The organism is Ruegeria sp. CDSB136 (assembly GCF_059610965.1).
Genome location: NZ_JBXWOP010000008.1, coordinates 143,165 through 166,329 on the forward strand (window position 1 = coordinate 143,165; position 23,165 = coordinate 166,329).

A 23,165-nucleotide genomic window follows, 5' to 3' on the forward strand; every position below is an offset into this window, starting at 1 on the left:
ATTGCCGCTGTCCTCGTGGGCAATTGCCAGAAATTCAACTGGCCCGACAGGGTGCCTGTTTCCCGCAAGGTTCCGATGAAGCCGTCAGCCAGCAGATCGTATCCAACCAGACCCGTTGCGGAATCGGCGTCCAGAATCAGCCGGTCCTGCCCCCAAGTGTCACCGGCATCCCGCTGCGCCCGACCTGAAACGTTATCGAACCGCTGAAATATTGCGTGTCCTGAAGTTGAGGAATCGCGCCGTTTGCCAATGTCCAGACAGCAATACCGCCGCCGGGTCCGGTCACGCTGTAAAGACACGTAGTCCCGTTAAACGTTTTTAAAGCCGTATCGCCGATACCTGTATCGAGCGCCGTGCTCGCCGTTTCTACCACGCCTTGGAAATTGAACTTCATATCTGATCACCCCACGCCGATGCCGGCTTTGACAACAGGGTGCTCTGACGCAAAGACCAAAACCAAAGCGCAATTGTGGTGAAAACGAGGAGTTCGGTTTCAGATTAACTCAAATTTTCGGGTCCGACCACGTGAGTCATCAAAAGGAAAGACAGATTAACGGAACCTGGCCCAGGCCAAACGTCTTCCCGACGTAAGCGGCAACTGCTTGTGAGGACAAGATGACGAAGAATTCTGAACTCAACACTCCTGACACGGATCGCAAGAAGCATATTCGCCAATGGATCGATGCGAGGTTGCGCAAATGGGCAGGCCGGGGCGCCGCAGGGGGGCTCGGATCCGTGCTTATGGCGTTACCGGCATTGGGACAGGCCACCGTGGAAGAGCTTTATGCCTTTCAATTTGCGGAGACCATTCCGGGAGTGAAGTCGGCAAAGCTGTTGAAAAACGGCGATGTTTTGCTGAAACTCAACGATGGTCGTACCCTGATCGTGGCTGCCGAAAACGTTCAGGTTCTGGGCAGCGGCGCAATCATGATCGCCGAGGAAGCCGTTGCCGAAATCGCTCAGTTCAGCCTTACGGCAGAGGCCGGTGGCGCAGCCGCAGGTGGAATGGGCAGCGCTGGCGCAATATTGGGCGGGATAGGTCTGGCTGGCGCCGTTGCTGCGGGCGCAGGTGGCGGTGGTGGCGGCGGAGATGACAGCCCCGCAGTCGTGCCCACCCCGACCCCCAGTCCGACACCCAGCTACCCGACCCTCAACCTTGCGGGAGCCCAATCGACGACACTCAGCAGCTTCGGCACCGGAGTTTTGGCCTCGGCAGACGCGGACACTATTGAAGTGACCATCGGTTCGATCACGAAAACCATTGCACCGAATGCAGACGGAAGCTGGGTTATCTCGCTGACCGAAGCCGAAGCGGCCAGTCTGCCGCAAGGGGTAAATTCAGTCACTATTCGAAGCCTCGATGCGTTTGGCGCCGAGTTGTCAACTGAATCGGTTCAGTTCGAAATTGACACCATACCACCGACCCTTGCCATAACCGGGGTGTCTGACGGGGCCGTGATGAACGCCATTGAACAGGCGACCGATCTGATCCTGAGCGTGACCACAGACGCTGAAAACGGCCAGCTTGTAACTGTTTCGTTCAACGGGCAGTCGTATACCGGCATCGTCGCCAACGGGGCGTGGAGCGTAACGGTCCCCGCCTCTGATCTGGCCGCGCTGCAGGGTGGTGCGACAATCATAATACAGGCGGACGTGACCGACCAGGCAGGCAATCCGGCTGTTCCGGCCGCGGACAGTATCGACACGGATTTCACTGCTCCGACCATCACACTTGACCCGGTTTCGGGCGGTTCGATCGAACTGGTCGATCTGAACAGCGATCTGGCTCTGACCGGCTAGACAACGGCAGCCGATGGCCAGAGTGTTTCAACGGCCAAGTTTACACGGGCACAACATCTGGCGGCAGTTGGAGCGTAACGGTCCCCAGCGCCGATCTTGGGGGTCTGACTACCGGCACCCCGGTTTCGGTCAGTGCCACGGTCAGCGACACCTCGGGTAATTTCGCCACTCCGGCAACGGCAACCCTGCCTGTTGATCTGAGCGGGCCGTCCATTTCAATCTCGCCACTGCCCACCGGTTCGGTTCTGAACGCGGCCGAGGCCGGGTCGGATCTGACTGTCAGCGGTACAACGAGCAATGTTCCGGATGGACAGCAGGTAACGGTTAACCTGGGCGGTCAAACCTATCTGGGCGCTGTATCAGGAGATACATGGACAATTACGGTTCCCACGGTAGATTTGCAGGCGCTTGCGGACGGTTCGGGATTTACCATCACCGCTGACGTTTCCGACAATCACGGATTGGACGCGCCACAGGCCAGCAGCTCGGTCTCGACGGATTTCACCGCCCCAACGCTCAGCATCGACAGTTTTTCTTCTGGTGCCGTTCTGAATGCCTCGGAGCAAGCTACGGATCTGACCATAACTGATGCGACGGATGCCGAAGACGGGCAAATGGTGACCGTTTCGATGAACGGGCAGACGTATTCCGGCCAGGTCCAGAGTGGCAGTTGGAGTGTGACTGTACCGTCCTCAGATCTTTCGTTGTTGTCCGACAATGGTACTGTGACGGTTACCGCTGACATCTCGGACGCCGCAGGTAACCCCTCCGTTCAAGCGACGAGCAGCTTTGACACGGACTTTACGGCACCTTCAATCACGATCTCCGCCCTGTCAGACGGCGCGATCATGAATGCCGCCGAACAGAGCACGGATCTAACCGTGTCGGGCACATCAGATGCGCCGGACGGAACAACGGTCACAGTTCAGATCGCACGTGCTGACGGAACCGTTGATGTGAGCGGAACAGCGACTGTAACAGGTGGAGGGTGGAACTATACCGCCGCAAGCTTGGATTTAGCCGGGTTGCAGGACAATGAAAGCTACAGTGTCACCGCTTCGGTTGCGGATGCGGCAGGAAACAGCAGCTCCGCTTCAGACGGCTTCACAACGGACTTTAGCGCACCGTCAATCACGCTTGATCCGGTTCCGACCGGTGCAGTTCTGGATGTGATTGAAAGAAACAGCGATCTAGCAGTGTCGGGAACTACCACAGCTGAGGATGGCCAGACGGTTTCGGTAACGCTCGGCGGGCAGACCTTTACGGCCGTTGTTTCCTCGGGAACTTGGTCCGCTACCGTTCTTTCGGGCGATCTGGCGGCATTGGCGGATGGGACCGCCTTTACGCTGACGGCTATGGTGGATGATGCGGCTGGCAACAGTGCGCCCGCTGCAACGACAACGCTCACGACCGATTTCCGCCCGGTGTTGACCCTGAATGACGTCGGGACAAACGGTGCCGTTTCTCTCAGTGACGCGCAAAACTCGGGCCTGACCATAAGCGGTTCCTCGCACGGTCTAGCTGTCGAAAGCAGTCCTCATCTGGCAAAAAGCGATGCCAGGTTTGCGGCCGCAAATGCCGGTCAGGATGCCGCGAAGGGCGCGTTTCTGCCCCAGGTCTTCTTGGGTCTGAACGCGCGCTCCGAACGAGTTGTTTCGGATGCCGCTGATTTTTCACCGTATCTGCGTGTTTCGCAACTGGTATATGATGGTGGTGCGGCGGCGGGGGATTTGGCTGCGGCACGCGCCCGGATTTTTGAAAGTCAGGGGGACCGTCTGCAAACGGCCTCGGCAACGGCGCTGGCCGCGATTGAAACATATGTGACAGTTTTGGACCGCCGGAAGATTCAAGACCTGACCGCCAGGAATGTCGAGGTACACCAACAGCTTGTCCAGCAGATTTCGCAACGGGCGGCCAGCGGCGCAGGATCGAAGGGGGATGTTCTGACCGCGCGTTCCCGCATGGCTGACGCACAAACACGCTTTGCGGATGCAAAAACGCGCACGGCGCGCGCCGAGGCGCGATTTGTTGAAATCTACGGAACAGCGCCCGGAGTGTTGGCCCCGGCCATCCCCGCTCCGCTGCTGTCACGGAGTGACGCACAGATCGTGGAGGCAAGCCCTCAGATCCGCCGCGTAGATGCTGCTGTTGTGGCCGCGAAGGCAGAACTTTCTGCCGCTCTGGCCTGTCGCCAACCGGATGAAAGACTGGCCGCTTTTGCCAACAGGGACGATAGCCGAGATGCGAATTACGGTGTCGATCTGGCAGTTAACTACGAAATCGACAGTACGGGGACGCGCCGGGCGGCGATTGCGGTTGCGGAAGCGCAGGTCCGAGATGTCGAGTTTTCCCGGGAAAGCCTGAGCCGCGAAATATCCCGGGAATTGGGGTTCATTCGTTCGGATCAGAAAGCTGGCGCCGAACGCCTGCAGGCAGCGCGCCAGGCCGCCCAGGCAAACGCCGACAGCATCAAGGCAGCACAAGCACAGTTTTTAATCGGGCGACGCACTCTGATCGAGATTCTGGATGCACAAAGGGATTATGTGAACGCGCAAGAACGACTGATCCTGGCAGAGCAGAACTACTTTCTGACAAATTATGCGGCGCTCAGCCTAACCGGGGATATTCTTGATCTTCTTGGTGTCACTCTGAACAACAGGATTGGGCAACCATGATGCAGGCGCAATCGGTTACACGCCCCCACTCTTTGACGGCAATGGAGGTCTGCCTCCTGCACGTCGCCGCGCATCTCGACCGCCCACTGACATTGGCAGCGGTCCAGGCGACACAATCCAGCGAAGGTGAACTGACAATCCGGGATGTCATTACAGCCCTGAACAGAGCGGACATGCAGGCCGCGTATGGCAAACGGAAACTGGCTGCTTTCAACAATCATCTGGTACCGGCGATCCTTCTCTTGGGAAATGAGCGTGCAGTGGTCTTGCACGGGCGAGCATCCAACGGCGATTTACTGATCTTTGATCCGGAACTGGGCCGCGAAATCGGAGAGATACCAGAAGCCAGCCTTTCTGAAACATACACCGGATATGCAATTCTGGTGCGCGGTATCCATCAAGAGGAAATTGGTTCGATCAGCAACGATTGGAAAGGTCATTGGTTCTGGTCCGCCCTTGCCGCCAACCGCTGGTCATATATTCAGGTGGCGCTGGCAGCCGCCCTTGCCAATCTGCTTGGGCTGTCGACATCCGTGTTCATCATGGTCGTTTACGACCGGGTTCTGCCCAACGAGGCGACGGAGTCCCTGATCGCCTTGACCGCAGGCGTTTGCCTAGCTCTGATTTTCGACTTTTTGCTCAAACTGCTACGAGCCGGGTTTATTGATGCGGCGGGAAAGCAGGCTGATCTGTTCATGGGGCGGCGTGTATTTGACCACTTTCTGAACATTCGTATGAAGTCCCGGACCGGGTCATCTGGCGCCATGGCCAGCACCGTCCGGGAATTCGAAACACTGCGCGAATTCTTTACAACGGCAACGCTGGTCGCAGTGGTGGATTTGCCATTTATTGGGCTGTTTGTTTTCGTCATTTACATGGTTGGTGGCCAATTGGCCCTGATCCCTGCACTTGCTGTGCCTGTCGTTCTACTGACCGGGTTGATCGTTCAGCCTGTTTTGTCCCGTCTGGCGGAAAACAGTTTTGCCGATGGGCAATCCAAACAGTCGGTTCTGGTCGAAGCTCTTTCCGGCCTTGAAACCATAAAGACAACCGGAGCGGCGCGGCAAATGCGGTCCCGTTGGGAACAGGCGATGGATCGCTAATCCGCGCACGGTATGCGCAGTCGTTCCGTCACGCAACTTGCACTGAACCTGACCGGGGTTCGTCCAACAAGCCGCTCAGGTGTTGATTGTCTTCTATGGCGTCTTTCTGATCGCGGGCGGTGAGGCAAGTATGGGGGCACTGGTTGCTGCGGTAATGCTGACATGACGTGCGCTGGCTCCTCTGGGGCAGTTGGCACAAACACTGACGCGGATCAATCAGGCGCGCAGCGCATATCGCAATCTCGATTCTCTTATGCAGGCGGAAAGTGAGAGACCGCATGGACTAAGTTGGATCAGTCGCAAAGGGTTCGAAGGTCGCATTTCCTTCAACAACGTGCATTTTGCCTATCCTGACCAGACAAACGACTCTTTGGACGGCATTTCTTTTTCGGTTGCTCCGGGCGAGAAAGTAGCACTCCTTGGCCCGATCGGATCGGGCAAGAGTACAATTACACGTCTTTTGCTGGGGTTATACGAACCCAAGACTGGTTCGGTTTCGTTGGATGGAGCGGATATTCGACAAATTGACCCCGGTGATCTGCGCCGAAACATTGGGTCTGTTCTGCAGGATGTTTGGTTGTTTTCCGGTACCGTTCGCGAAAATATCGCCAGTGGGGCGATCCGCCCCAACGATGAAGATCTGCTGAAGGCCGGACGGGTTGCGGGTGTCGAAGATTTTGTGGCGCGCCATCCCGGCGGCTATGAACTTAAACTAGCAGAACGCGGCGAAGGTTTGTCCGGCGGACAACGGCAGGCGATTGCACTGGCGAGGGCCTTGGTCGGTCGCCCGCCAGTCCTGCTGTTGGACGAGCCAACCAGCGCCATGGATGTCCGGACGGAAGCGGACGTCATCCGGCGGCTAAAGCACGCAACAAGTGACAGCACAGTCATTGTCATCACGCATCGCACAAGCTTGCTGAACCTAGTTGACAGGGTGATCGTTCTCGAAGGCGGCAAGATTGTGGCTGATGGTTCGAAAGGCCTACTGACTCAATATGCAAACCGCAAGGTGAGGCATCTGAATGTCGCGGCATCCTGATCTTGCGAACTGGCCCGTGAGATGCAGGGGAGTTCCCCGCTGCGGGGGTCTGTCTTGCTGCTTCTAATTTTGTCCTTTTTGGTCGCGGCAAGTTTCTGGGCGCATATGACCGAGCTTGACGATGTAACCCGCGTGGACGGTCGCATTGTCCCATCTGGTGATCTGCAGGTGATCGAGGCTACTGAACCGGGTGTTCTGCGGTCCCTGAATGTTCAGGAAGGTCAGCTGGTAGACGAGGGAACTCTTCTGATGGAATTCGATACCACTCAGATAGCGAGTCAATTGGGTCAGGAACAGCAGCGTGCCTTTGGTTTGATGGCGCGGACGCAGCGGCTGCCGGCGGAAATCGACGGCACCGAATTAGAGTTCAAGCCTGTGTTGTTGAAAGACGCGCCAGCGGTCATTCAATCTGAAACGGCGCTGTTTCAGGGGCGACAGTCTGAGTTGCAGGCGGAGATCGCCATCCTTGAACGCCAACGCCAGCAACGCCGTCGCGAATACGAGGAAGGACTGGTGGATCAGTTTACGGCCGAGGAAACGCTCAAGGTGCTGGCCGAGGAACGGTTGATTATGGAACCATTGGTCGAGCAACAGATGGAGCCGGCGACGACGCTGCTTTCCTTGCGTCGCAGTGAGGCGGAATGGAACGGGCGCAAGGTCAGGGCCAAAGCGGTGACCAACAGGTTGAAATCCGGTCTCGACGAAATTGATGATCGCATCCGGGCGACACACAGTCGGTTTCGCAGCAGTGCCCTTACCGATCTGGCGCTTGCGACAGCAGAGCTTGCCGTGCTGCAACCTGCCTTGCCTGCGTTGCGTGACCGCGCGGCACGGGCGCAGATCCGAGCCCCCGTGCGTGGTATTGTCAACCGGATACACCGGTCAACCGTTGGCGGGTTGGCCCGAAGCGGCGAGGAGTTGATCGAACTTGTCCCGCTGGACGACTCCTTGCTGGTCGAGGCCTATGTCCGCCCTGAAGACATTGCTTTTTTGCACGCCGGACAAAAAGTGAAAGTCAAGATAACGGCCTATGACTTTGCCCGCTACGGCGGACTGGACGGCGAAATCTTCCGCATTGGTGCGGATACGATCAATCGTTCCGACCGAAACGACGAAGAAGTATTTGTGGTCGAGATTAGAACCGGCAGCTCTATGCTGGACGGCAACGGTGCAGAAATAGAGATCATCCCCGGCATGGTTGCCGAAGTGGATATTCTCGCCGGTCGAAAGTCAGTCCTCGACTATCTCGTCCAGCCTGTGGTCAAAATCAAGGACAGGGCATTGCGGGAATAGCACCTACCGGCGCTTCCCGTTATTAGCCGCGCCAGATAACGCATGCTATAACCCGAACCCTAACTCCAAATCCCGGAGGCTTGACCTAAGTGGATCAGGAGGCAGGCTGCTTGAACTGCTGATCAAACAAACGCCGGAATGCCCCGTTACGCTGCATCAGGTTGTCGAGATTACCCTGTTCGATCACCTCTCCATCCTGAACAACCATAATCTTGTCGGCCTCCAACACAGTCGATAACCGATGCGCGATCACGATCGTGGTGACATTTCTGGTCAGTTTGTCGAGCGCTTCTTTCACATAAGATTCTGATTCCGCATCCAATGCGCTGGTTGCCTCGTCAAGCAACAGAATTTCTGCCTGGCGCAGGATTGCACGCGCAATTGCCAGGCGTTGCTTCTGCCCACCGGACAGAAACGCGCCATTTTCACCTACTTGCGTATCATATCCGTTTGGCAATTCGGTAATAAAGTCATGGGCATGTGCCGCGCGAGCAGCTTCCATGACTTCTTCAACCGTTGCGTCTGGACGTGCGTATCGAAGGTTGTCCATTACGCTGGCGGAAAACAGGAACGTGTCTTGCCCGACGTAAGAGATTTTGCGCCGCAACGAAGCGAAGCTCACGTCCATGACATCTTGTCCGTCGATTTCGATGCGCCCCTGATCCGGATCATAAAAACGCATGATCAGGCCAAAGATGGTGGACTTGCCACCGCCAGACTGCCCAACCAGCGCAGTGGTTTTTCCCGCTTCAAAAGTAAGGTCCATATTCTTGAGAATAGGCAAGGAGCCCTGATAGCCAAAAGTGACGTCATGCAACCGAACCTCGCCGGGCCCCGGACGCAGCTGCACGGGTTCGATGCTTTCGCGCATCGGATCTTCCTGGTCCAACAACTCGAACATCATGCCGATTGGCACCAATGTCGTCTCGATGACCACGCGCATCTTGGAAAGTCGTTTGGCCGGTTCATAAGCCATCAGCAAAGCGGTGATGAAAGACATCAGTTGCCCCGGTGTGGTCGGCTCACTTCCTGCGATACCAATCGTGCTGATGATCAGAATGGCCGCGATCGCTATACCTGCCAGAAATTCCATCAATGGGCTGGCGATAGATTGCAACCGCGAAATGGAGTTGGCGCGGTTTTCGACGGCCCTGATCGCGCGGTTCATGCGATCGGCCATGTGGTCTTCCAGCGCAAAAACCTTGATGATCTTGATGCCCCCCGAGGTTTCCTGAAGGACTTTCATGATCTCTGCCAGAGATTTCATTTCAGAACGCATGATCGAACGCACGCTCTTGAGCAGAACTCTGACGCCCAGCAGGGCGATTGGTCCGACAACGAAGAACAGCACGGACAACACCGGTTGTTGATAGACCATCACAAATACCAGACCAACAAGGGTCAGCGCATCGCGAACAAAACTCGTGACCACGACATCAACCAGGCGCCTTGCAGCCAGAGCACCCTGTGTCACGATCATCAAAAGATCAGAGGATTCCGTGTCGGCAAAGAATCCAACACCTCGTTTCAGCAGTTTCGCATATAGCTGTTCCTGCTGAACGGCGATGATCCGGTTGCCCGCGCGGGCCAGAAAAACAGACTGAATGTAGGATGCAGCTGCTTTGGCGAAAAACAGCCCCAAAATCGCCAGCGCGACGAGATAGACCTTTGAGCGCGCTTCCGGCGTCGTCATGGCGTTGACGATGTTTTCCATCATCCAGGCGGTGCCCGCAGTTGTCCCCGCAACAACAACCATGGCGGCCATGGCGATGCCGTAAAGCCAACCCTGGCTGCGCAAACTGCTGCCAACCAATCGGCCTATGTGGCCGGATCGCCATTTTTCCCAGAAATCTCTGACCATTCTACTCTCCAGGCCCTCAATTGCCTTCGACACCTGCTGCCGACGCGATACTTCGATAGGTCGGAAACGATCTCGTCGCCTGTCTTTTCAGGAAAGACGGGTTGGTGTTAGTTAAGCGGGACGGTTGCAAGAATCCATAGCTGGCCCAAAGATAATATTGGACATCCTCCAACTATCTGAAAAAGAGATGAAATTCGAAAATCTCAAGCAGACGCAGTTGGGAAGATCGTGTGCCGAACAAATCATTGCCAATCAACTTCCCCCAAAAAAATGTACCCGGCACCGTAAATTGTTTTGATAAGGCGCGGATTTTTTGGGTCTTCGCCCAGTTTGGTGCGCAAACGCGAAATTCGCACATCCATCGCCCTGTCGAAACTCTCACCCGCGGCACCGCCTAAAGTTTCCTGCATCTGCCCACGACTGATCAACCGTTTCGGGCTTTCCAGAAACAGGCGCAGAACCTCGCCTTCGGCATGGCTGAACGGAGTTTCCGAGCCGGTTCCGTCCACAAGAACATAGCGATCGAAATATGCGGTCCAGCCATTGAAATATGCCACTTCCGACTGCGGGGACTGGGTTCTTGGTGCGCGCAATCTTGCGCGGATTCGGGCGACAACTTCGGCAGGATCGAAAGGTTTGGTGATATAGTCGTCAGCCCCAAGTTCCAGCCCGGTGACGCGATCCTGTACCTGCACCCTGCCCGAAATGATAATTACGGCGGCCCCCTGTTCCAACGCCAGTCGGTGTACCAACGCCAGCCCGTCTGTATCCGGAAGCGACAGATCAACAAGGCAAACATCCGGAGTCACCCGTTTCAGTGAGGCTTCGAATTCGCGGGCGCGTGAAAAGCTTTGTGTGCGGAACCCGGCCTCTTCCAACGCATCCGTCAATATGCGCCGTATCTCGGGCTCGTCATCAAGGATGGTCACCAATGGTTGGTTCATCAGGCGGCCTCGGTTCGGATCAGTGCAGACAATTGTGCCCGGGAGAACGGTTTACGCAACACCGGCGCCAAAGCAAGCGCTTGTCGATGCCGAGGGTCGGAATAGGGCAAGGATGTCATCAGAATACAGGGAAGGCCAGGTTTCAGCCGCTCAAGCAGATCAATCCCGGTGGCCGGTCCATCAAGCCGGATATCGGACAGAACCAGCGCAATATCGTCAATATCCAAGATCAAACCGAGCGCTTCATCAACTGACGTGGCCTCGATCACAGAATAGCCGAGGTCAACAAGCAGATCGCGGAACTGGCAACGTAATTCGTCGTTATCCTCGACAAGTAGAACAAGACCGCCGCGGCCTGATGGTGCGGGCCTGTAGGGCAATCGCATGACAACGGATGCACCTGATTGCGTGTTGCGCAAATTCAGGTCTCCGCCAGCCAGTTTGACGGTATCGTAAACCATGGGAAGGCCTAACCCCGACCCGTCGCTGCCTTTGGTCGTGAAAAACGGGTTAAGAGCCTTTTCCAAAGCTTCGGGTGAAAACCCGGGTCCGGTGTCGGATACGGTGATTTCGGCCCATATTCTTCCGATCGCATGGGCGCTGATGGTGATCTGACCGGAATTGCCGCATGCGTCACGCGCGTTCAGGACAAGATTGAGCATTGCATCCTGAACCATACCCGGGTCGAGCATCAGCGCCTCGTCCGGCAATGTATTGACCACCGACAGCCCCACTCCCCGCGGCAACGATGGCGACGCAAGAATGCGAAGGTCTTCCAGCAGCCCTCGCATGTCGGTCGCCTTGGGTTGAGGTGTCCGGTTTCCCGTCATATCCGCGATCCGGTTCAGCAATTGCCCTCCACGGCGGGCTGTTTGTTGAGTGGCCGAAACAAGTTCCTGCGCCTCTTCGGGCAGGCCCATTTTGTTCAGCCGCGCCTGCATCCCCAGAATGATCGTCAGCAGGTTTGAAAAATCATGTGCCATGCCGCTGGTCATCTGCGCCGCCATTGCGCGGCGGCTCGCCTGTTGCAAGGCGACCCTGGCTTGCGTTTCTTCGGTCACGTCGACGGACATTATGTAGACGCCCCCTGCCCCGTCCGGGGTGAAAGAAACCCGTATCCGGCGAGAATCCTGATCCTCGGTAAACTCAAAAACTGAAGTTTCGCCGCCATAGGCGCGTTCCAGATAGGGTTCGACCCGTTCAAACGCTGAAGGACCTAGCGCCTCGGAGATGTGCAGACCTGCAATCTCAGACGGTCGGCCCGGCATGACGGAACTCAGGCGGCGGTTTGAATAGTCGTAGATACCGTCCTGTCTCAGATGAGCGATATGGGCCGGCATCATCTCCGTCGTCAAACGGGTGCGGGCCTCAATCTCGGTCAGTTGGCGCTTTGCCTCTTCCAGTGCCGAGTTGGTTGCGGCCAGCTTTCGGTTCGCGGCTGACAATTCCTCGGCATGGCTCAGCAACTGTCCGGACAGTTCCTCGGACCGTGCGCGCAACAGGTTCTCAGCCCGTTTTGTGCTGGTGATATCTGTATACACTGCGACCCAGCCGCCTTGTGGCAACGGTGCCCCCTCGATCGAGATAACCTGTCCGTTTGGTCGCGCCCGTTCCATGTAATGCGGTTCGAAATTCAGCGCCTGCTCGACGCGGGCCTTCACCATTTCGTCCACATTTCCGTCGTCGCCATATTCCCCTCGGCTGGCGAGGAACTGAATGGTGTCGTGAAACAGGGCGCCGGGGCGGACCAAGGTGTCGGGCAGATCGAACATTTCCTGAAAGCGGCGGTTGCTGACAACCAGCCGCAATTGGCTGTCGTAAATCGAAAGGGCCTGGCCGATCAGATTCAGACCGGCCATAGTCATTGCTTTCATATGCTGTTCGGTGGTGTCCAAGACAGTTCTCCCCACGGAACAGGCGTAACATCAGAACCCCCGCAGGTGTAGGGGGCAGAGATGCGACAAAAACAGGCCGGGCCTGCCTTGGGCTCATGGTCACGCTGCACTGCCCTAGTCTGGATAGCGCTCTTTCGATTTGGCACCCTCTGGGGTCAGAGAATAGAGGGAAAGCGTGTGGTCCGCATTGCGCATGCGGTGCCGTAGCATCTGACGCCCAAGCCGGCCCAGATCCGACGCGAATTCCGGATCGTTCGCGACATTCTCAAGCTCACCCTTGCCGGCATGGTCAAAAAGGATCGGAGGTAGATCGGCGGCGAACTCAACCAGCGTGAACCGGTCCTCCCGAAGAATGCTCAGATTCGATTCGCTGTTGCCGGTTCCCAATTGCTGCTGCCACAGAGTTGGCTTTTCAGGTTCTGAAAAATCAAGCTCACTGAACGAATACCTGCGCCAGTCGTCGGGAACATCACCCTTCAGCAGCGGCACAAGCGAGCGTCCGTCCATCGAGTTCGGAACTGATTTGCCCACCCAGTCGAGAATGGTTGGGGTGACGTCCACAGATTCCGTCGGCACATCGACAACCGAACCCGCGCGGGCTGAATTCCCCGGCATCCTGATAATCAGGGGCGTATGATAGGCGGCATCAAACACCGTCATTTTGCCCCAGGTATGCCGATCGCCCAGCATCTCGCCATGGTCGGCGGTGATCACCAGCAAAGTGTTCTCATATTGCCCGCTTTCCTTCAGGTACTGGATTACACGGCCGACGTGATGATCGACCTCGGTCGCAAGACCCAGATAGACGGAACGCAGGGTTTGAACGTTTTCCTGTGTCGGTTCAATTTCCCCCATGCCCTTTACAAAGCCGGTGGCCGTTTGGGATTGCATCGAAGGGGCAAAAAACGGGTGCAGCGCCGCTTCGGCCTGCTGGTCCGGGAACCCGGCAGGAAAAGGCAACTCGGCAGGATCGTACATGTCATTATACGGCGCAGGTGCAACAAGCGGCGGGTGCGGCCGGATATAGGTCAGATGGGCGAACCAGCTCTGTTTGTGGTACGCGGCGATACCATTCAGAAAAGCGTCCGTCAGAAAGGCCGTGTCACTGTCTTCGGCCCGGTACAACGCGGGGTCGTTCAGTTTCGGCGTGCTGCCAGTTGGTGATACGGGCTTGTAGACATCCCAGTAATCGTCGAATGAATAGCCCTTTTGCATCAGATGAGATTGCCAGGGAAAAGATTCCTCGAGCCGCATTTCGACCACCTCGTGAAACCCCTGCATCGGGTACTCATAAGACTTGAGCGACGGGTCGTTGGAATCAAACACGCGCGGATCTGCTGACGTGTCGGTGTAGCCGAACAACATGGGCAGATATCCGGCCTTGCGCATCTCGGTCGCGACATTGGGAATGTCGTGGCGCAGTGGCGTTCCGTTGCGGACAGAGCGGTGGTTCATCGCGTACTGACCGGTCAGTATCGAAGCCCGGGACGGGCCACACGGGTTGGTCACCGAGAAGTGGCGCGTAAAGGTGACCGCATCGCTCATGAACGCGCGCAAATTGGGCAGATCCACATGGTTCGCCAATGCGCCGGTTAGGCAATCTGCACGCAGTTGGTCGATGATTATGAATAAGACGTTTCCTGCCTGTGACATGTCCGCAATCCTGTTTAGCCACGCTTCTGTCTGGCGCGGACTTTGTCTTGGTTCCGACGCTCGTGCAACACGTTGACAGATTTTTTCAGAGCGAAGCCCGTCAAAAACGAAGCCGAGAGAAAAAGGCCGCTTTTCAAGGGGCAGAGCGGACGCTATGGCTCAGACATGACGGATTTGATTTCGCTTTACGAGGCCCGCATTGCCGATGGCAGCCTGATCAGGGATGACGCGCAGGAGGCCGTTCTGCCACAGTTCGAGCGTATTCGCGCCACCCTAGCCGAACCTGTCAAACGCGGTTTCTTCCGAAAAGCCCCCCCCGCCCCCAAAGGCCTTTACCTGTGGGGTGGCGTCGGGCGCGGCAAGTCCATGCTGATGGACATGTTTGTGGATGCGCTGGAGGATATTCCTGCACGGCGCGTGCACTTCCATGCTTTTATGCAGGAAATTCACGCGGGTATGCACAAGGCTCGAAAGGAAGGGGTCGAGGACGCGCTGGCACCCGTTGCCGAGGCAGTGGTCAAATCAGTCCGATTGCTGGCCTTTGACGAAATGCAGATCACGGACATAACGGACGCGATGATCGTGGGCCGCCTGTTCGATCTTTTGCATGCAGGCGGGGTGGTCGTGATCACTACGTCGAACAGGCACCCGGATGAGCTGTACAAGAACGGGCTGAACCGACAGCTGTTTTTGCCATTCATCGCGCAAATCAAGGAACAGCTTGAAGTCTGGGAGCTGATCTCGCCCACCGACTATCGACAAAACCGACTGGCGGGTGAGCCTGTGTATTTTACGCCGATCGGGCCCGAGGCCCGGCAGAATATCCGGGCGGTTTGGAATGACCTGTCGGGAGGCGCAGCGGAGCCGCTGGTGTTGAAAGTGAACGGCCGGGCCGTTGAACTTCCGGCCTTTCGCAATGGCGTAGCGAGGGCCAGCTTCTATGATTTGTGCGGACGTATGCTGGGCCCGGCAGACTATCTGGCCATTGCGGAAGCGGTGAAAGTGCTGGTTCTGGAAGACGTTCCGCGCCTGTCCCGCAACAACTTCAACGAAGCCAAGCGGTTTGTCACTTTGATTGACGCCCTTTACGAGGCCCGGGTCCGGCTGATCTGCTCGGCGGCGGCCGAGCCCGAGATGTTGTATGTCGAAGGTGAAGGAACGTTTGAATTCGAGCGCACCGCTTCGCGCCTGCGGGAAATGCAGGATCAGGACTGGGGGAAATAGGAGGCTCTGCCCCCTCGCCCCAGCGCGCTCCGAGGTTTTCCAAACAGAAAAACAACTAGCCGTTTTCGCGCAGGATGTTGCCCGCCAGATAGAGCGAGCCACAGATCAGAACACGCGCTTGTGGATCTTTGTCCGTGATTGCTGTCAGGGCTGCCGCGACGTTTTCCGCTGTTGAAGCTGGCAGGCCGACCCTTGCGGCTGCAGCCGCAGTGTCGTCAGCGCTGAGCGTGTTGGCCTCGCCGGGAATGGATACGGCGGTCAGGCTTTCGGCCTGATCGGCAAGCGGCGCCAGATAACCAGTGACGTCCTTGGTGTTCAGCATGCCGCAGATCATGTGTGTCGGGCGTTTGGGCAGTTTCGCCAGAACGTCGGCCAACGCCACGCCAGCAGCAGCGTTGTGGCCCCCGTCGAGCCACAGTTCAGCGAGCGGAGCCTGTTCTGTCAGTGGCCCTGTTTTCAGGCGCTGCATGCGTGCTGGCCATTCGGCTTTGGTCGCGGCGGCCTCATAGGCGTCATCGCCCATTTGCAGATGGCGCAGAACCGCCAGCGCTGCGCCCGCGTTTTGAATTTGGTGCGCGCCCAGCAGATTGGGAAGCGGCAGATCGCGCAATCCTGTTTCGTCCTGATAGATCAGGCGTCCGTTTTCTTCGTTTACGTGCCAGTGTTGGCCATTAACAAGCAGTGGCGCACCCAGTCGCGCGGCGGTGTATTCAATGACCTCGAGCGCCTCGTCTTCTTGCGGGCCCACGATACAGGTCACTCCGGGCTTGATGATGCCGGCCTTTTCGGCTGCAATTTTGCCCAATGTGTCGCCAAGGAACTGTTCGTGGTCAATCGAAACCGGCGTGATGACTGTAACCGCAGGCTGTTCCACGACGTTGGTTGCATCCAGGCGGCCACCCAGCCCGACTTCAAGGAGCGTATAGTCAGCTTGCGTGCGGGCGAAAGCCAGCAGGGCCGCACAGGTGGTGATTTCGAAATAGGTGATATTCTCACCATTGTTTGCGGCGTAACACTCGTCCAGAACCGCCGTAAGGTCAGGCTCCGAGATCAGCTCTCCCGCCAGTCGGATTCGCTCGTGAAAGCGGGCCAGGTGGGGGGATGTGTATGCGTGAGCTGTCAGCCCGGCCCCTTCGATCCCTGCGCGGATCATGGCTTGCGTCGAACCTTTGCCGTTGGTTCCGGCAATATGGATGACCGGCGGCAATCGGTTTTGCGGGTGGTCCAGAGCTGCCAGCAAGCGCCACACACGATCCAGAGTCAGATCGATGATCTTGGGATGCAGCGCCATCATCCGATCAAGGATGACGTCGGATGTCGGGGTCGTCATTTCTCGCCTGCGCCCTCGGTCGAAGCTTCGACCGGTGCTTCTTCCGGCTCTGGTGCGGGAAGGTCACCTTTGACAGCTGGCGGCAGGCCCATCAGCATTCGGGTGATGGTGATCAGTTCATCGCGCATTTCGGTGCGTTTTGTCACACGGTCAAGCATCCCGTGATCCAGCAGATATTCAGCGCGTTGGAATCCTTCGGGCAGTTTCTCGCGGATGGTCTGTTCGATCACGCGCGGTCCGGCAAAGCAGATCAGCGCGTTCGGCTCCGAGATATGCACATCACCCAGCATCGCATAAGACGCGGTGACGCCGCCGGTGGTCGGGTGGGTCAGCACCACGATATAGGGCAGGTTCGCCTCTTTCAGCATTTCCACCGCGACCGTGGTACGGGGCATCTGCATGAGGCTCAGGATGCCTTCCTGCATTCGCGCGCCACCGGCAGCCGAAAACAGGATAAGCGGGCGTTTGAGTTTCACGGCCTCCTGCGCGGCTGCGATGATGGCGTTGCCGACATACATGCCCATCGATCCGCCCATGAACGAAAAATCCTGCGCCGCAGCTACAACTGGCGTGCGGCCGATTTCACCGCTCACGACAAGCATCGCCTCTTTCTCGCCGGTCTTCTTCTGGGCCGCTTTCATGCGGTCGGGATATTTCTTTTGATCCCGGAAATGCAGTGGATCGTCCTTCGGCGCGGGGACTTCGACCTCGGTGAAAATACCGCCATCAAACAGATGCTTAAACCGCTCTCGCGGCGTGATTGCCATGTGGTGATCGCATTGCGTGCAGACATTCTGGTTGTCGGCCAGTTCGCGGTGAAACAGCATGGTTCCGCACTCATCGCATTTGTGCCACAGATTTTCGGGCACTTCCCTGCGCGAGAAGATCGAGTTAATCCGGGGGCGGACGTAGTTTGTGATCCAGTTCATGTCGGAACCTTGCTGATGCGGTTTTGACGTCAAATAAGGCGCTACGTCAGGAAATGCAATCAGCGCCTAAGCGCAAGTCGTGCGGTTAGCCAGCAAACAACCATCATCACGAAATCCACATACAGCCAGTGTCGTATCGCGTCTGTTTGGGACATGTCATAGGGCAGAAGGAACAAGGCAAGACCGCTGAGGTTGTCAGGTATCGAGAAAAACAGCAACGCCACAACGTTGTTGAAAAAGTGCAGCGCAATAGCAGGACCAAGGGTACCCGACCGCGCGGTGAGATCGGCATTGATCAGGCCAAAAGCGCCGGCCCAGATTGCGATCAGAAGGGCGTTCTCTCCGGATGTGGCCGGTGCGTAGTGACCGGCCGCGAACAACAAGGCAGGCAGACCCATCCAAATCAGGCGTGACCGAAACCGCGCAGCCAGTGATTGCTGAATGTAGCCGCGAAACAGGATTTCCTCGGCGCTGGTTTGTATCAAAACCGCAGTCAGAGACAGCGGCAACAGCAGCAGCCACGTTTCGAAAGCCAAATTGGGTTTGAACGGTGCGCCCAGATTGTATGGCGGCAGGATGAAGATCAACGCGGCCAGCAGCCCCAATGCCAGAAGTACGCGCCAGAACTGGCGAACGCCCAGACGGCGGGGACCCAGGATGGCGTGCAACGGGCGGTTTTGCATCGCCCCGGCAGCCAGTTTGACGCCCAATGTGATGAACCCGAAACTCGACAACAGAATCAACAAAGCAGACGGTGTTGCCCCCGCCTGAAAGCCGGAAACCCACCGCGCGGTGCCAAGACTGAAAATCACAGAAGACAGGGTGAGGTTCAGGAAAATTGCAACACCACCAACAATCACCAGCCCGACCGTCAGCCGCCACAGTTCCGGTCTGTCACGTGCGTCGCGGACAAGCATCTCATGGGCTGCGTATGCCGTATGTGTCGTGATTTTAGGTCCCACTGGAACTGCCGGTATCGGTGAATATGTCCTCTGGGGTTTGCGCGGCGGCAACACGATCGGACACTGTCATCAGGTAACCGGCAACGGTTTCAAGAAGTTGTACGGCGACATTAACGTCGCTTTCCACGACGGCGCGCAGCTCACCGGCGCCGATCCTGAGAAAGGTACAATCCTGCGTTGCAACCAGATCGAATTGTCTGGCGTCCTTGGTGATAATCGACAGGTCTCCGATCAATCGTCCCGGCTCGATGACCGAGATTACCCGCTTGAGACCCTTGCTGTCGTTCCATTCCAAATTGGCCTGACCGGAAATACAAAGGTAGGCCGCGTCAGGTGCCTCGCCGCGGGCAAAGATGGTCTGCCCGGCTGCGGCCTTGTACCATTGTGCGGAAAACGCCAGCAAACGTTGGTTTCTGCCATCCAACTTGGAGAACAACTCGGTCGAGGAGATGATCTTGAGCTTCCGGCTCAGGTCCGCCGTAGCGCCTTCTTCCGCTTCTGTTTGTGTTCTTGAAACACCGTCAATACGACCGTCCTTGATTTCGACGAACAGGTCATACGCTTCGGGATGGGCAAAATGATCTTCCATGAAGATCATGATTGAATCAGGCAGCAGCTCACGCAGTTTCAGGCGGGTGCGCAGTCGGCTTTCCGAATCGTGGCTGGCCAGCACCTTGTCCAGCACCAGAATGTCGGGGCGTTTGATGCCCGCCCGCGAAAACGCGGCACGCTCCTGAAAAACGGTCGGCAGGTTGTTTCCCCCCAGTCCGGACGGCAGATCGTAAATGATCGCGGCGGCGCGGCGGCGCAGCCCGGCTTCGTTCATAACTTCGGCAACTACATCTTCGATCTCGTCTTTTTTAGCCCCGGCCATGATCGAAATGCGTCCGTAAAGCGCATTCTCGATCACGGTCAGACGCGGAATGTAGAGATCCGGCGACACTGGCAGGAACATCCCCTGCATCGATTCCCGGATTCTTTCTGCCTGCGTCTTTCGAATCGTCAAAATTCTGTTCTTGTACTCGTCCGGAAAATTCGGACCAATCTGCTCGGCCGTAAGAAGGAAGGGCACGGTCATCAGCAGGGCTTTTTCTTTCTGACTGATCGCGGCATCACCCTTGGCTTTGCGACGGTCTTCGATGTCCAGCAGGCTGTGGAACATGTCGCGGGACAGGCCAAGGCGCAAAAACAGAGGGTGATCCGTGCCATCCCGACCAAATGCCTGAGTCAGCGTTTCCAGCACGGCACTGGAAATGCTCATGGCGTCATCGTCCAGGGCGTTCGCGCTGAGCATTGCCTGGAATCGATCATCTTCGGCAAGCGTTTCCGGAGAGATATCCTGCGACGGAGACGCAAACAGCAGGTTGCCGCCCAAGGGAACGGCGGGGTTGAACTGTTCCGGGTCGAATCTGAAGACATATCGGTCCAACCCGCGATCGCGCAGACGCTCGGCGACGATCCCGCGCAGATCAACAACGTCTTTTGCCAAAGCCGGATGCTGTTCCGGGTCGAACCGGGAGCGTAAAGTACGGCGGAACATGAACTCGTCGATCCCCATAGCTTCGACAAGCTGGAACCACCAGTCGCGGATGTCGTCAGCACTATCCAGCCCAGCCAGGCTGGGGTCGACCCATTCATCCGACAGGGAATCGGGGGGGTTTCCGGCCCGTACGGCCTCGATCTGCCGACGCGAAGGGGCCTTTATCGCGTCCGACTGATGTTGCGGGCGGATCCGCAGGGGCATCAGCAGATTGTCCCCCAGTGTTCCATCGAACAGGTAGGGGCGTGAATAGGCATACCCAATTCGGGCGGCAATCACTGTTTGATGCAGCGAATTGAGATTGTGACCCGCCATAATCACGTCGCCTTGTACCGGCAGCAGCTCTCTTGTCAGCAGTTGAGCCAGCGCACCACGCTCGGCCGCTTGTGGCGACTGTATCGCCACCCGGGCACCCTTTGGGATTGTCAGGTCGATATCTTCAAGAATGGTCTTGCCGTCATCATCGCGGACCGTCACGTTCCGCAACTCGATGTCACCGGTCAGGTGCGGGATGGTTTCGGGTTCTCCGGAAAACAGTTCCTCGGGGATCATGTTGGCTGGGGCAAAACGCTCTATCACGATTTCCCAACGCAGCGACATGTCCTGCACCTGATTGTAGTAGGTCAGCAGATCCTTCCAAGGGCCACTCAGATCCTTGTAGGCCCCAAGTGCGGCGACCAGTGCGCCCACTGTCACCTCTCCCGTGATCGCAAGATAACCGCCGACAGAGTAGAACAGAAACGGCGTCATCTGTGTGATCAGGTTGTTGATAAACTTCATGAAAAATTTCTTGTTGTAGATCTTGAAGCGGATCTCGAACAAGATACCCAGCCGATGGCTGAACTGCGCCAGCCGATAACGCCAGCCGCCATTGGTGCGCAGATCACTGATGCCCGCCGCACTCTCACCGATTTCCGAGCTTAGATGTCGAACCTGTTGAATTCTGTCCTTGTTCAGCAGGTTGATCTGGCGTTGCAGTTTCGGGATCAGCCAGGCCTGCAATGGGATCAGCGCGACACTGGCCAATCCGAACCAGACGCTTTGCATGAACAGAAATGTGACGATTGTCATCATCTGCCCGAATTGAAACACCGGTTGGGCAATCGCGTCGCCCATCAGCCCGCCCATCGGTTCGGCCTCGGAGGTGATCATCGAAACCAATTCGCCCTGGCTGGTGGTGGCGAAATAGGACTTCGGGAACCGCATCGTTCGCTGGATCAGAGAAAAGCGAAGGCGGCGCAGCATACGCTCGGCCAGCACGCCCTTCATCGTGTTGATGCGCATCTTCATCAACCCGCTGGCAATCACCGTTGCCAGAAATGCAAAGCACAGGATCCAAAGGTATTGGATCTGCGTCACGGTATGTCCCCAGATCGTCACCGTGTCGGTGGGCGCCCCAATTGCATCGTTTATGATCTGTTTGGGCAACTCGAGCGAGGCATAGAGAAAGGGAAACGACAATACGGTCAGCAGCAACAATACAAGCTGCTGTTTCTTCGAGTATTTCCAGATAAACGAAAACAGAGTGGGTTCCATGACCGCCCTTGTCCTGAGAAATTCGGATGTGCGCTGTTTGACGGATGTTCCACTGCGATCCGGTATCAGACGGTAAGCACTGCCCCGGTCTATTGCAAGAACGGGCGCGGCTTTGGCAGAAAGGTGCGGTTCTGTCCAGCCCGCCGCAGATCACATTTCCGGAAAATTAAGCGCTGAAATGCTGTAATTCGGGTTTAACCGCCACTTGGTCTTTGACTAAACAGGTACAACTTTGGACGATAGGATCATGGGCAGTTTTCTGGATCGCTATATGCATCGCAAGTCTCTGGGGCATTGGCGCCAAGCCGCAAAGGCTGCGACCGAAACGCCTGAGCCATTGCTGCGCAGGCAACGGGATGAGGCGCGCAGATTGCGGACACATCTTGACCTGTTGATCCAACAGGCCGACGGGCGGCTGGCCCGGCCACTGATTGGTTCGGTGCAGTTTCCCAAACCGCTTGGCACGGACTGGTCCTGGCGTCCGGATCTGTGGCGCGGGCCGCTGTCCAGGCACGGTATCGCGTCGGCCCCGCGAAAAGCGCCGATGGACCGGCAGGTAACCCTGTTTCATGATTGCGAGCAGTCCGAAATCGGAATGCGCCAAATACGCAATCGCCGTGACAAGGACCTCGCCCCATTCAGCCTTGCGATCGAGGTGTTCGGGTTCATGGGTTCTTTCCTGTCCCTGTCGGTCGAGCTGCCACCAGATGCGGCGCTAGACTTGACGCGCCAACACCTGATGCGTGTCGATACGCTGATCGAATGCGAGCGGAACGGAGAAATTTTCGCACGTCTCAACATTCAGCACGGCCCAAATACGGAACAGGTGTTGCGCAAACTTGACGAAAGCCGAACTTCGAACGCAATGGACTTTGACCTTGCGCATCTGTCTTTCAACGAGAAACGCATAGAAAAGATCTGGCTGGATCTGATCTTTGACGATCCTGGGATGAATCGGATCGTTTTGCGCGATTTGACGTTCTGCCGCCATTTCCGGGCTGACTTGTAAGGTGCTTGCCACATGACCCTTCCCTCCCTCACATGCACACGGTTCGAAGACGGGCTTTGGCAAGGCCATCTGCAAGCCGAAACAGAACCCAATATCGAAGTGCGCTATCTCGGTGAACCGCTGGAAAAGTTCAGCGTTTCACGCGCGGATGGCGGTTGGGATCTGAGTATTCAGTTGCCCATCTCTGCCCTTTCCGAAGGGGTGCACTGTTTTGTGATCGTCGACACCGCAACGACGAACAAGCTGGGCGACATCACGGTGATCGCGGGCACTCCCGCTGCGGATGACCTGAGGGCTGAGGTGGAGCTTTTGCGCGCCGAACTGGACATGCTGAAACGTGCATTCCGGCGGATCTGCAGCAGCGCGGAATAG

At 57.0% G+C, this 23,165-nt stretch carries 17 protein-coding genes and 1 pseudogene; 9 read left to right on the forward strand and 9 right to left on the reverse strand.

The genetic code is table 11. The features are described from left to right. Positions 1–136: 136 nt before the first annotated feature. Positions 137–394, reverse strand: coding sequence for a hypothetical protein (locus AC2FIR_RS10680; RefSeq protein ID WP_480913203.1), 258 nt, complete (start codon positions 392–394; stop codon positions 137–139). Between the two features lie 221 nt (positions 395–615). Between AC2FIR_RS10680 and AC2FIR_RS10685 the strand changes: the two genes are divergently transcribed. From AC2FIR_RS10685 to AC2FIR_RS10710, 6 genes and pseudogenes are all read left to right on the forward strand, one after another. After that, on the forward strand, positions 616–1,800 hold the full coding sequence (locus AC2FIR_RS10685; RefSeq protein ID WP_496745401.1) for an Ig-like domain-containing protein: 1,185 nt from the start codon (positions 616–618) through the stop codon (positions 1,798–1,800). Positions 1,801–1,886: 86 nt separating this feature from the next. Continuing rightward, positions 1,887–2,510: pseudogene (locus AC2FIR_RS10690) on the forward strand (adhesin); the annotation flags it as partial. Between the two features lie 15 nt (positions 2,511–2,525). Beyond that, positions 2,526–4,475 carry a TolC family protein gene (locus AC2FIR_RS10695; protein ID WP_496762345.1) on the forward strand — a complete coding sequence of 650 codons (1,950 nt, stop codon included), beginning with the start codon at positions 2,526–2,528 and terminating at the stop codon, positions 4,473–4,475. Beyond that, a complete protein-coding gene (locus AC2FIR_RS10700) occupies positions 4,472–5,578 on the forward strand; it encodes an ABC transporter transmembrane domain-containing protein (protein WP_496745404.1) in 1,107 nt (368 codons plus the stop codon). The genes AC2FIR_RS10695 and AC2FIR_RS10700 overlap by 4 nt, the downstream gene beginning before the upstream one ends. Before the next feature lie 190 nt (positions 5,579–5,768). Further along, positions 5,769–6,617 (forward strand): ATP-binding cassette domain-containing protein, encoded by an 849-nt coding sequence (locus tag AC2FIR_RS10705; RefSeq protein ID WP_496745406.1) that lies wholly within the window; start codon positions 5,769–5,771, stop codon positions 6,615–6,617. A 54-nt stretch (positions 6,618–6,671) separates the two neighbouring features. Further along, complete coding sequence (locus tag AC2FIR_RS10710; protein ID WP_496762327.1) at positions 6,672–7,910, forward strand: HlyD family type I secretion periplasmic adaptor subunit; 1,239 nt, start codon at positions 6,672–6,674, stop codon at positions 7,908–7,910. 94 nt (positions 7,911–8,004) lie between these two features. On the opposite strand, the gene AC2FIR_RS10715 is transcribed toward AC2FIR_RS10710, so the two are convergent. The 4 genes from AC2FIR_RS10715 to AC2FIR_RS10730 form a co-directional block, all read right to left on the reverse strand. After that, positions 8,005–9,771: an ABC transporter ATP-binding protein gene (locus AC2FIR_RS10715; protein WP_480913191.1), complete on the reverse strand. Its 1,767-nt coding sequence runs from the start codon at positions 9,769–9,771 to the stop codon at positions 8,005–8,007. A 242-nt stretch (positions 9,772–10,013) separates the two neighbouring features. Further along, the gene (locus AC2FIR_RS10720; protein ID WP_170614072.1) at positions 10,014–10,715 is read right to left on the reverse strand and encodes a response regulator transcription factor; all 702 of its coding nucleotides are present in this window, start codon (positions 10,713–10,715) and stop codon (positions 10,014–10,016) included. After that, entirely contained in the window at positions 10,715–12,580 is a 1,866-nt protein-coding gene (locus AC2FIR_RS10725; RefSeq protein ID WP_496762347.1) for a PAS-domain containing protein, read from the reverse strand. The genes AC2FIR_RS10720 and AC2FIR_RS10725 overlap by 1 nt, the downstream gene beginning before the upstream one ends. A 144-nt stretch (positions 12,581–12,724) precedes the next feature. Continuing rightward, positions 12,725–14,263: an alkaline phosphatase family protein gene (locus AC2FIR_RS10730; RefSeq protein ID WP_496745410.1), complete on the reverse strand. Its 1,539-nt coding sequence runs from the start codon at positions 14,261–14,263 to the stop codon at positions 12,725–12,727. Positions 14,264–14,428: 165 nt separating this feature from the next. Between AC2FIR_RS10730 and zapE the strand changes: the two genes are divergently transcribed. Then, a complete protein-coding gene (gene zapE, locus AC2FIR_RS10735) occupies positions 14,429–15,487 on the forward strand; it encodes a cell division protein ZapE (RefSeq protein WP_480813228.1) in 1,059 nt (352 codons plus the stop codon). Between the two features lie 55 nt (positions 15,488–15,542). Here the strand turns inward: zapE and AC2FIR_RS10740 are convergent, their stop codons facing one another. From AC2FIR_RS10740 to AC2FIR_RS10755, 4 genes are read right to left on the reverse strand one after another with little or no spacing between them, the layout of a single operon-like run. Beyond that, complete coding sequence (locus AC2FIR_RS10740; protein WP_480813229.1) at positions 15,543–16,817, reverse strand: bifunctional folylpolyglutamate synthase/dihydrofolate synthase; 1,275 nt, start codon at positions 16,815–16,817, stop codon at positions 15,543–15,545. Further along, positions 16,814–17,746 (reverse strand): acetyl-CoA carboxylase, carboxyltransferase subunit beta, encoded by a 933-nt coding sequence (accD, locus tag AC2FIR_RS10745; protein ID WP_170614077.1) that lies wholly within the window; start codon positions 17,744–17,746, stop codon positions 16,814–16,816. Before accD ends, AC2FIR_RS10740 begins: the two co-directional genes overlap by 4 nt. Positions 17,747–17,805: 59 nt before the next feature. Next, positions 17,806–18,708: a CPBP family intramembrane glutamic endopeptidase gene (locus tag AC2FIR_RS10750; protein ID WP_496745413.1), complete on the reverse strand. Its 903-nt coding sequence runs from the start codon at positions 18,706–18,708 to the stop codon at positions 17,806–17,808. Beyond that, entirely contained in the window at positions 18,698–21,784 is a 3,087-nt protein-coding gene (locus AC2FIR_RS10755) for an ABC transporter transmembrane domain-containing protein (protein WP_496745415.1), read from the reverse strand. Before AC2FIR_RS10755 ends, AC2FIR_RS10750 begins: the two co-directional genes overlap by 11 nt. A gap of 247 nt (positions 21,785–22,031) precedes the next feature. Between AC2FIR_RS10755 and AC2FIR_RS10760 the strand changes: the two genes are divergently transcribed. Both AC2FIR_RS10760 and AC2FIR_RS10765 read left to right on the forward strand, forming a co-directional pair. Next, positions 22,032–22,793 carry a DUF6478 family protein gene (locus AC2FIR_RS10760; protein WP_496745417.1) on the forward strand — a complete coding sequence of 254 codons (762 nt, stop codon included), beginning with the start codon at positions 22,032–22,034 and terminating at the stop codon, positions 22,791–22,793. A 12-nt stretch (positions 22,794–22,805) separates the two neighbouring features. Continuing rightward, positions 22,806–23,165, forward strand: coding sequence for a hypothetical protein (locus AC2FIR_RS10765; RefSeq protein WP_496745418.1), 360 nt, complete (start codon positions 22,806–22,808; stop codon positions 23,163–23,165).

Coding starts and splice junctions, on each gene's coding strand:
- AC2FIR_RS10680 (WP_480913203.1), bottom strand. CDS start 394: ATGAAGTTCAATTTCCAAGGCGTGGTAGAAACGGCGAGCACGGCGCTC.
- AC2FIR_RS10685 (WP_496745401.1), top strand. CDS start 616: ATGACGAAGAATTCTGAACTCAACACTCCTGACACGGATCGCAAGAAG.
- AC2FIR_RS10700 (WP_496745404.1), top strand. CDS start 4,472: ATGATGCAGGCGCAATCGGTTACACGCCCCCACTCTTTGACGGCAATG.
- AC2FIR_RS10715 (WP_480913191.1), bottom strand. CDS start 9,771: ATGGTCAGAGATTTCTGGGAAAAATGGCGATCCGGCCACATAGGCCGA.
- AC2FIR_RS10720 (WP_170614072.1), bottom strand. CDS start 10,715: ATGAACCAACCATTGGTGACCATCCTTGATGACGAGCCCGAGATACGG.
- AC2FIR_RS10725 (WP_496762347.1), bottom strand. CDS start 12,580: ATGACTATGGCCGGTCTGAATCTGATCGGCCAGGCCCTTTCGATTTAC.
- AC2FIR_RS10730 (WP_496745410.1), bottom strand. CDS start 14,263: ATGTCACAGGCAGGAAACGTCTTATTCATAATCATCGACCAACTGCGT.
- zapE (WP_480813228.1), top strand. CDS start 14,429: ATGACGGATTTGATTTCGCTTTACGAGGCCCGCATTGCCGATGGCAGC.
- AC2FIR_RS10740 (WP_480813229.1), bottom strand. CDS start 16,817: ATGACGACCCCGACATCCGACGTCATCCTTGATCGGATGATGGCGCTG.
- accD (WP_170614077.1), bottom strand. CDS start 17,746: ATGAACTGGATCACAAACTACGTCCGCCCCCGGATTAACTCGATCTTC.
- AC2FIR_RS10755 (WP_496745415.1), bottom strand. CDS start 21,784: ATGGAACCCACTCTGTTTTCGTTTATCTGGAAATACTCGAAGAAACAG.
- AC2FIR_RS10760 (WP_496745417.1), top strand. CDS start 22,032: ATGGGCAGTTTTCTGGATCGCTATATGCATCGCAAGTCTCTGGGGCAT.
- AC2FIR_RS10765 (WP_496745418.1), top strand. CDS start 22,806: ATGACCCTTCCCTCCCTCACATGCACACGGTTCGAAGACGGGCTTTGG.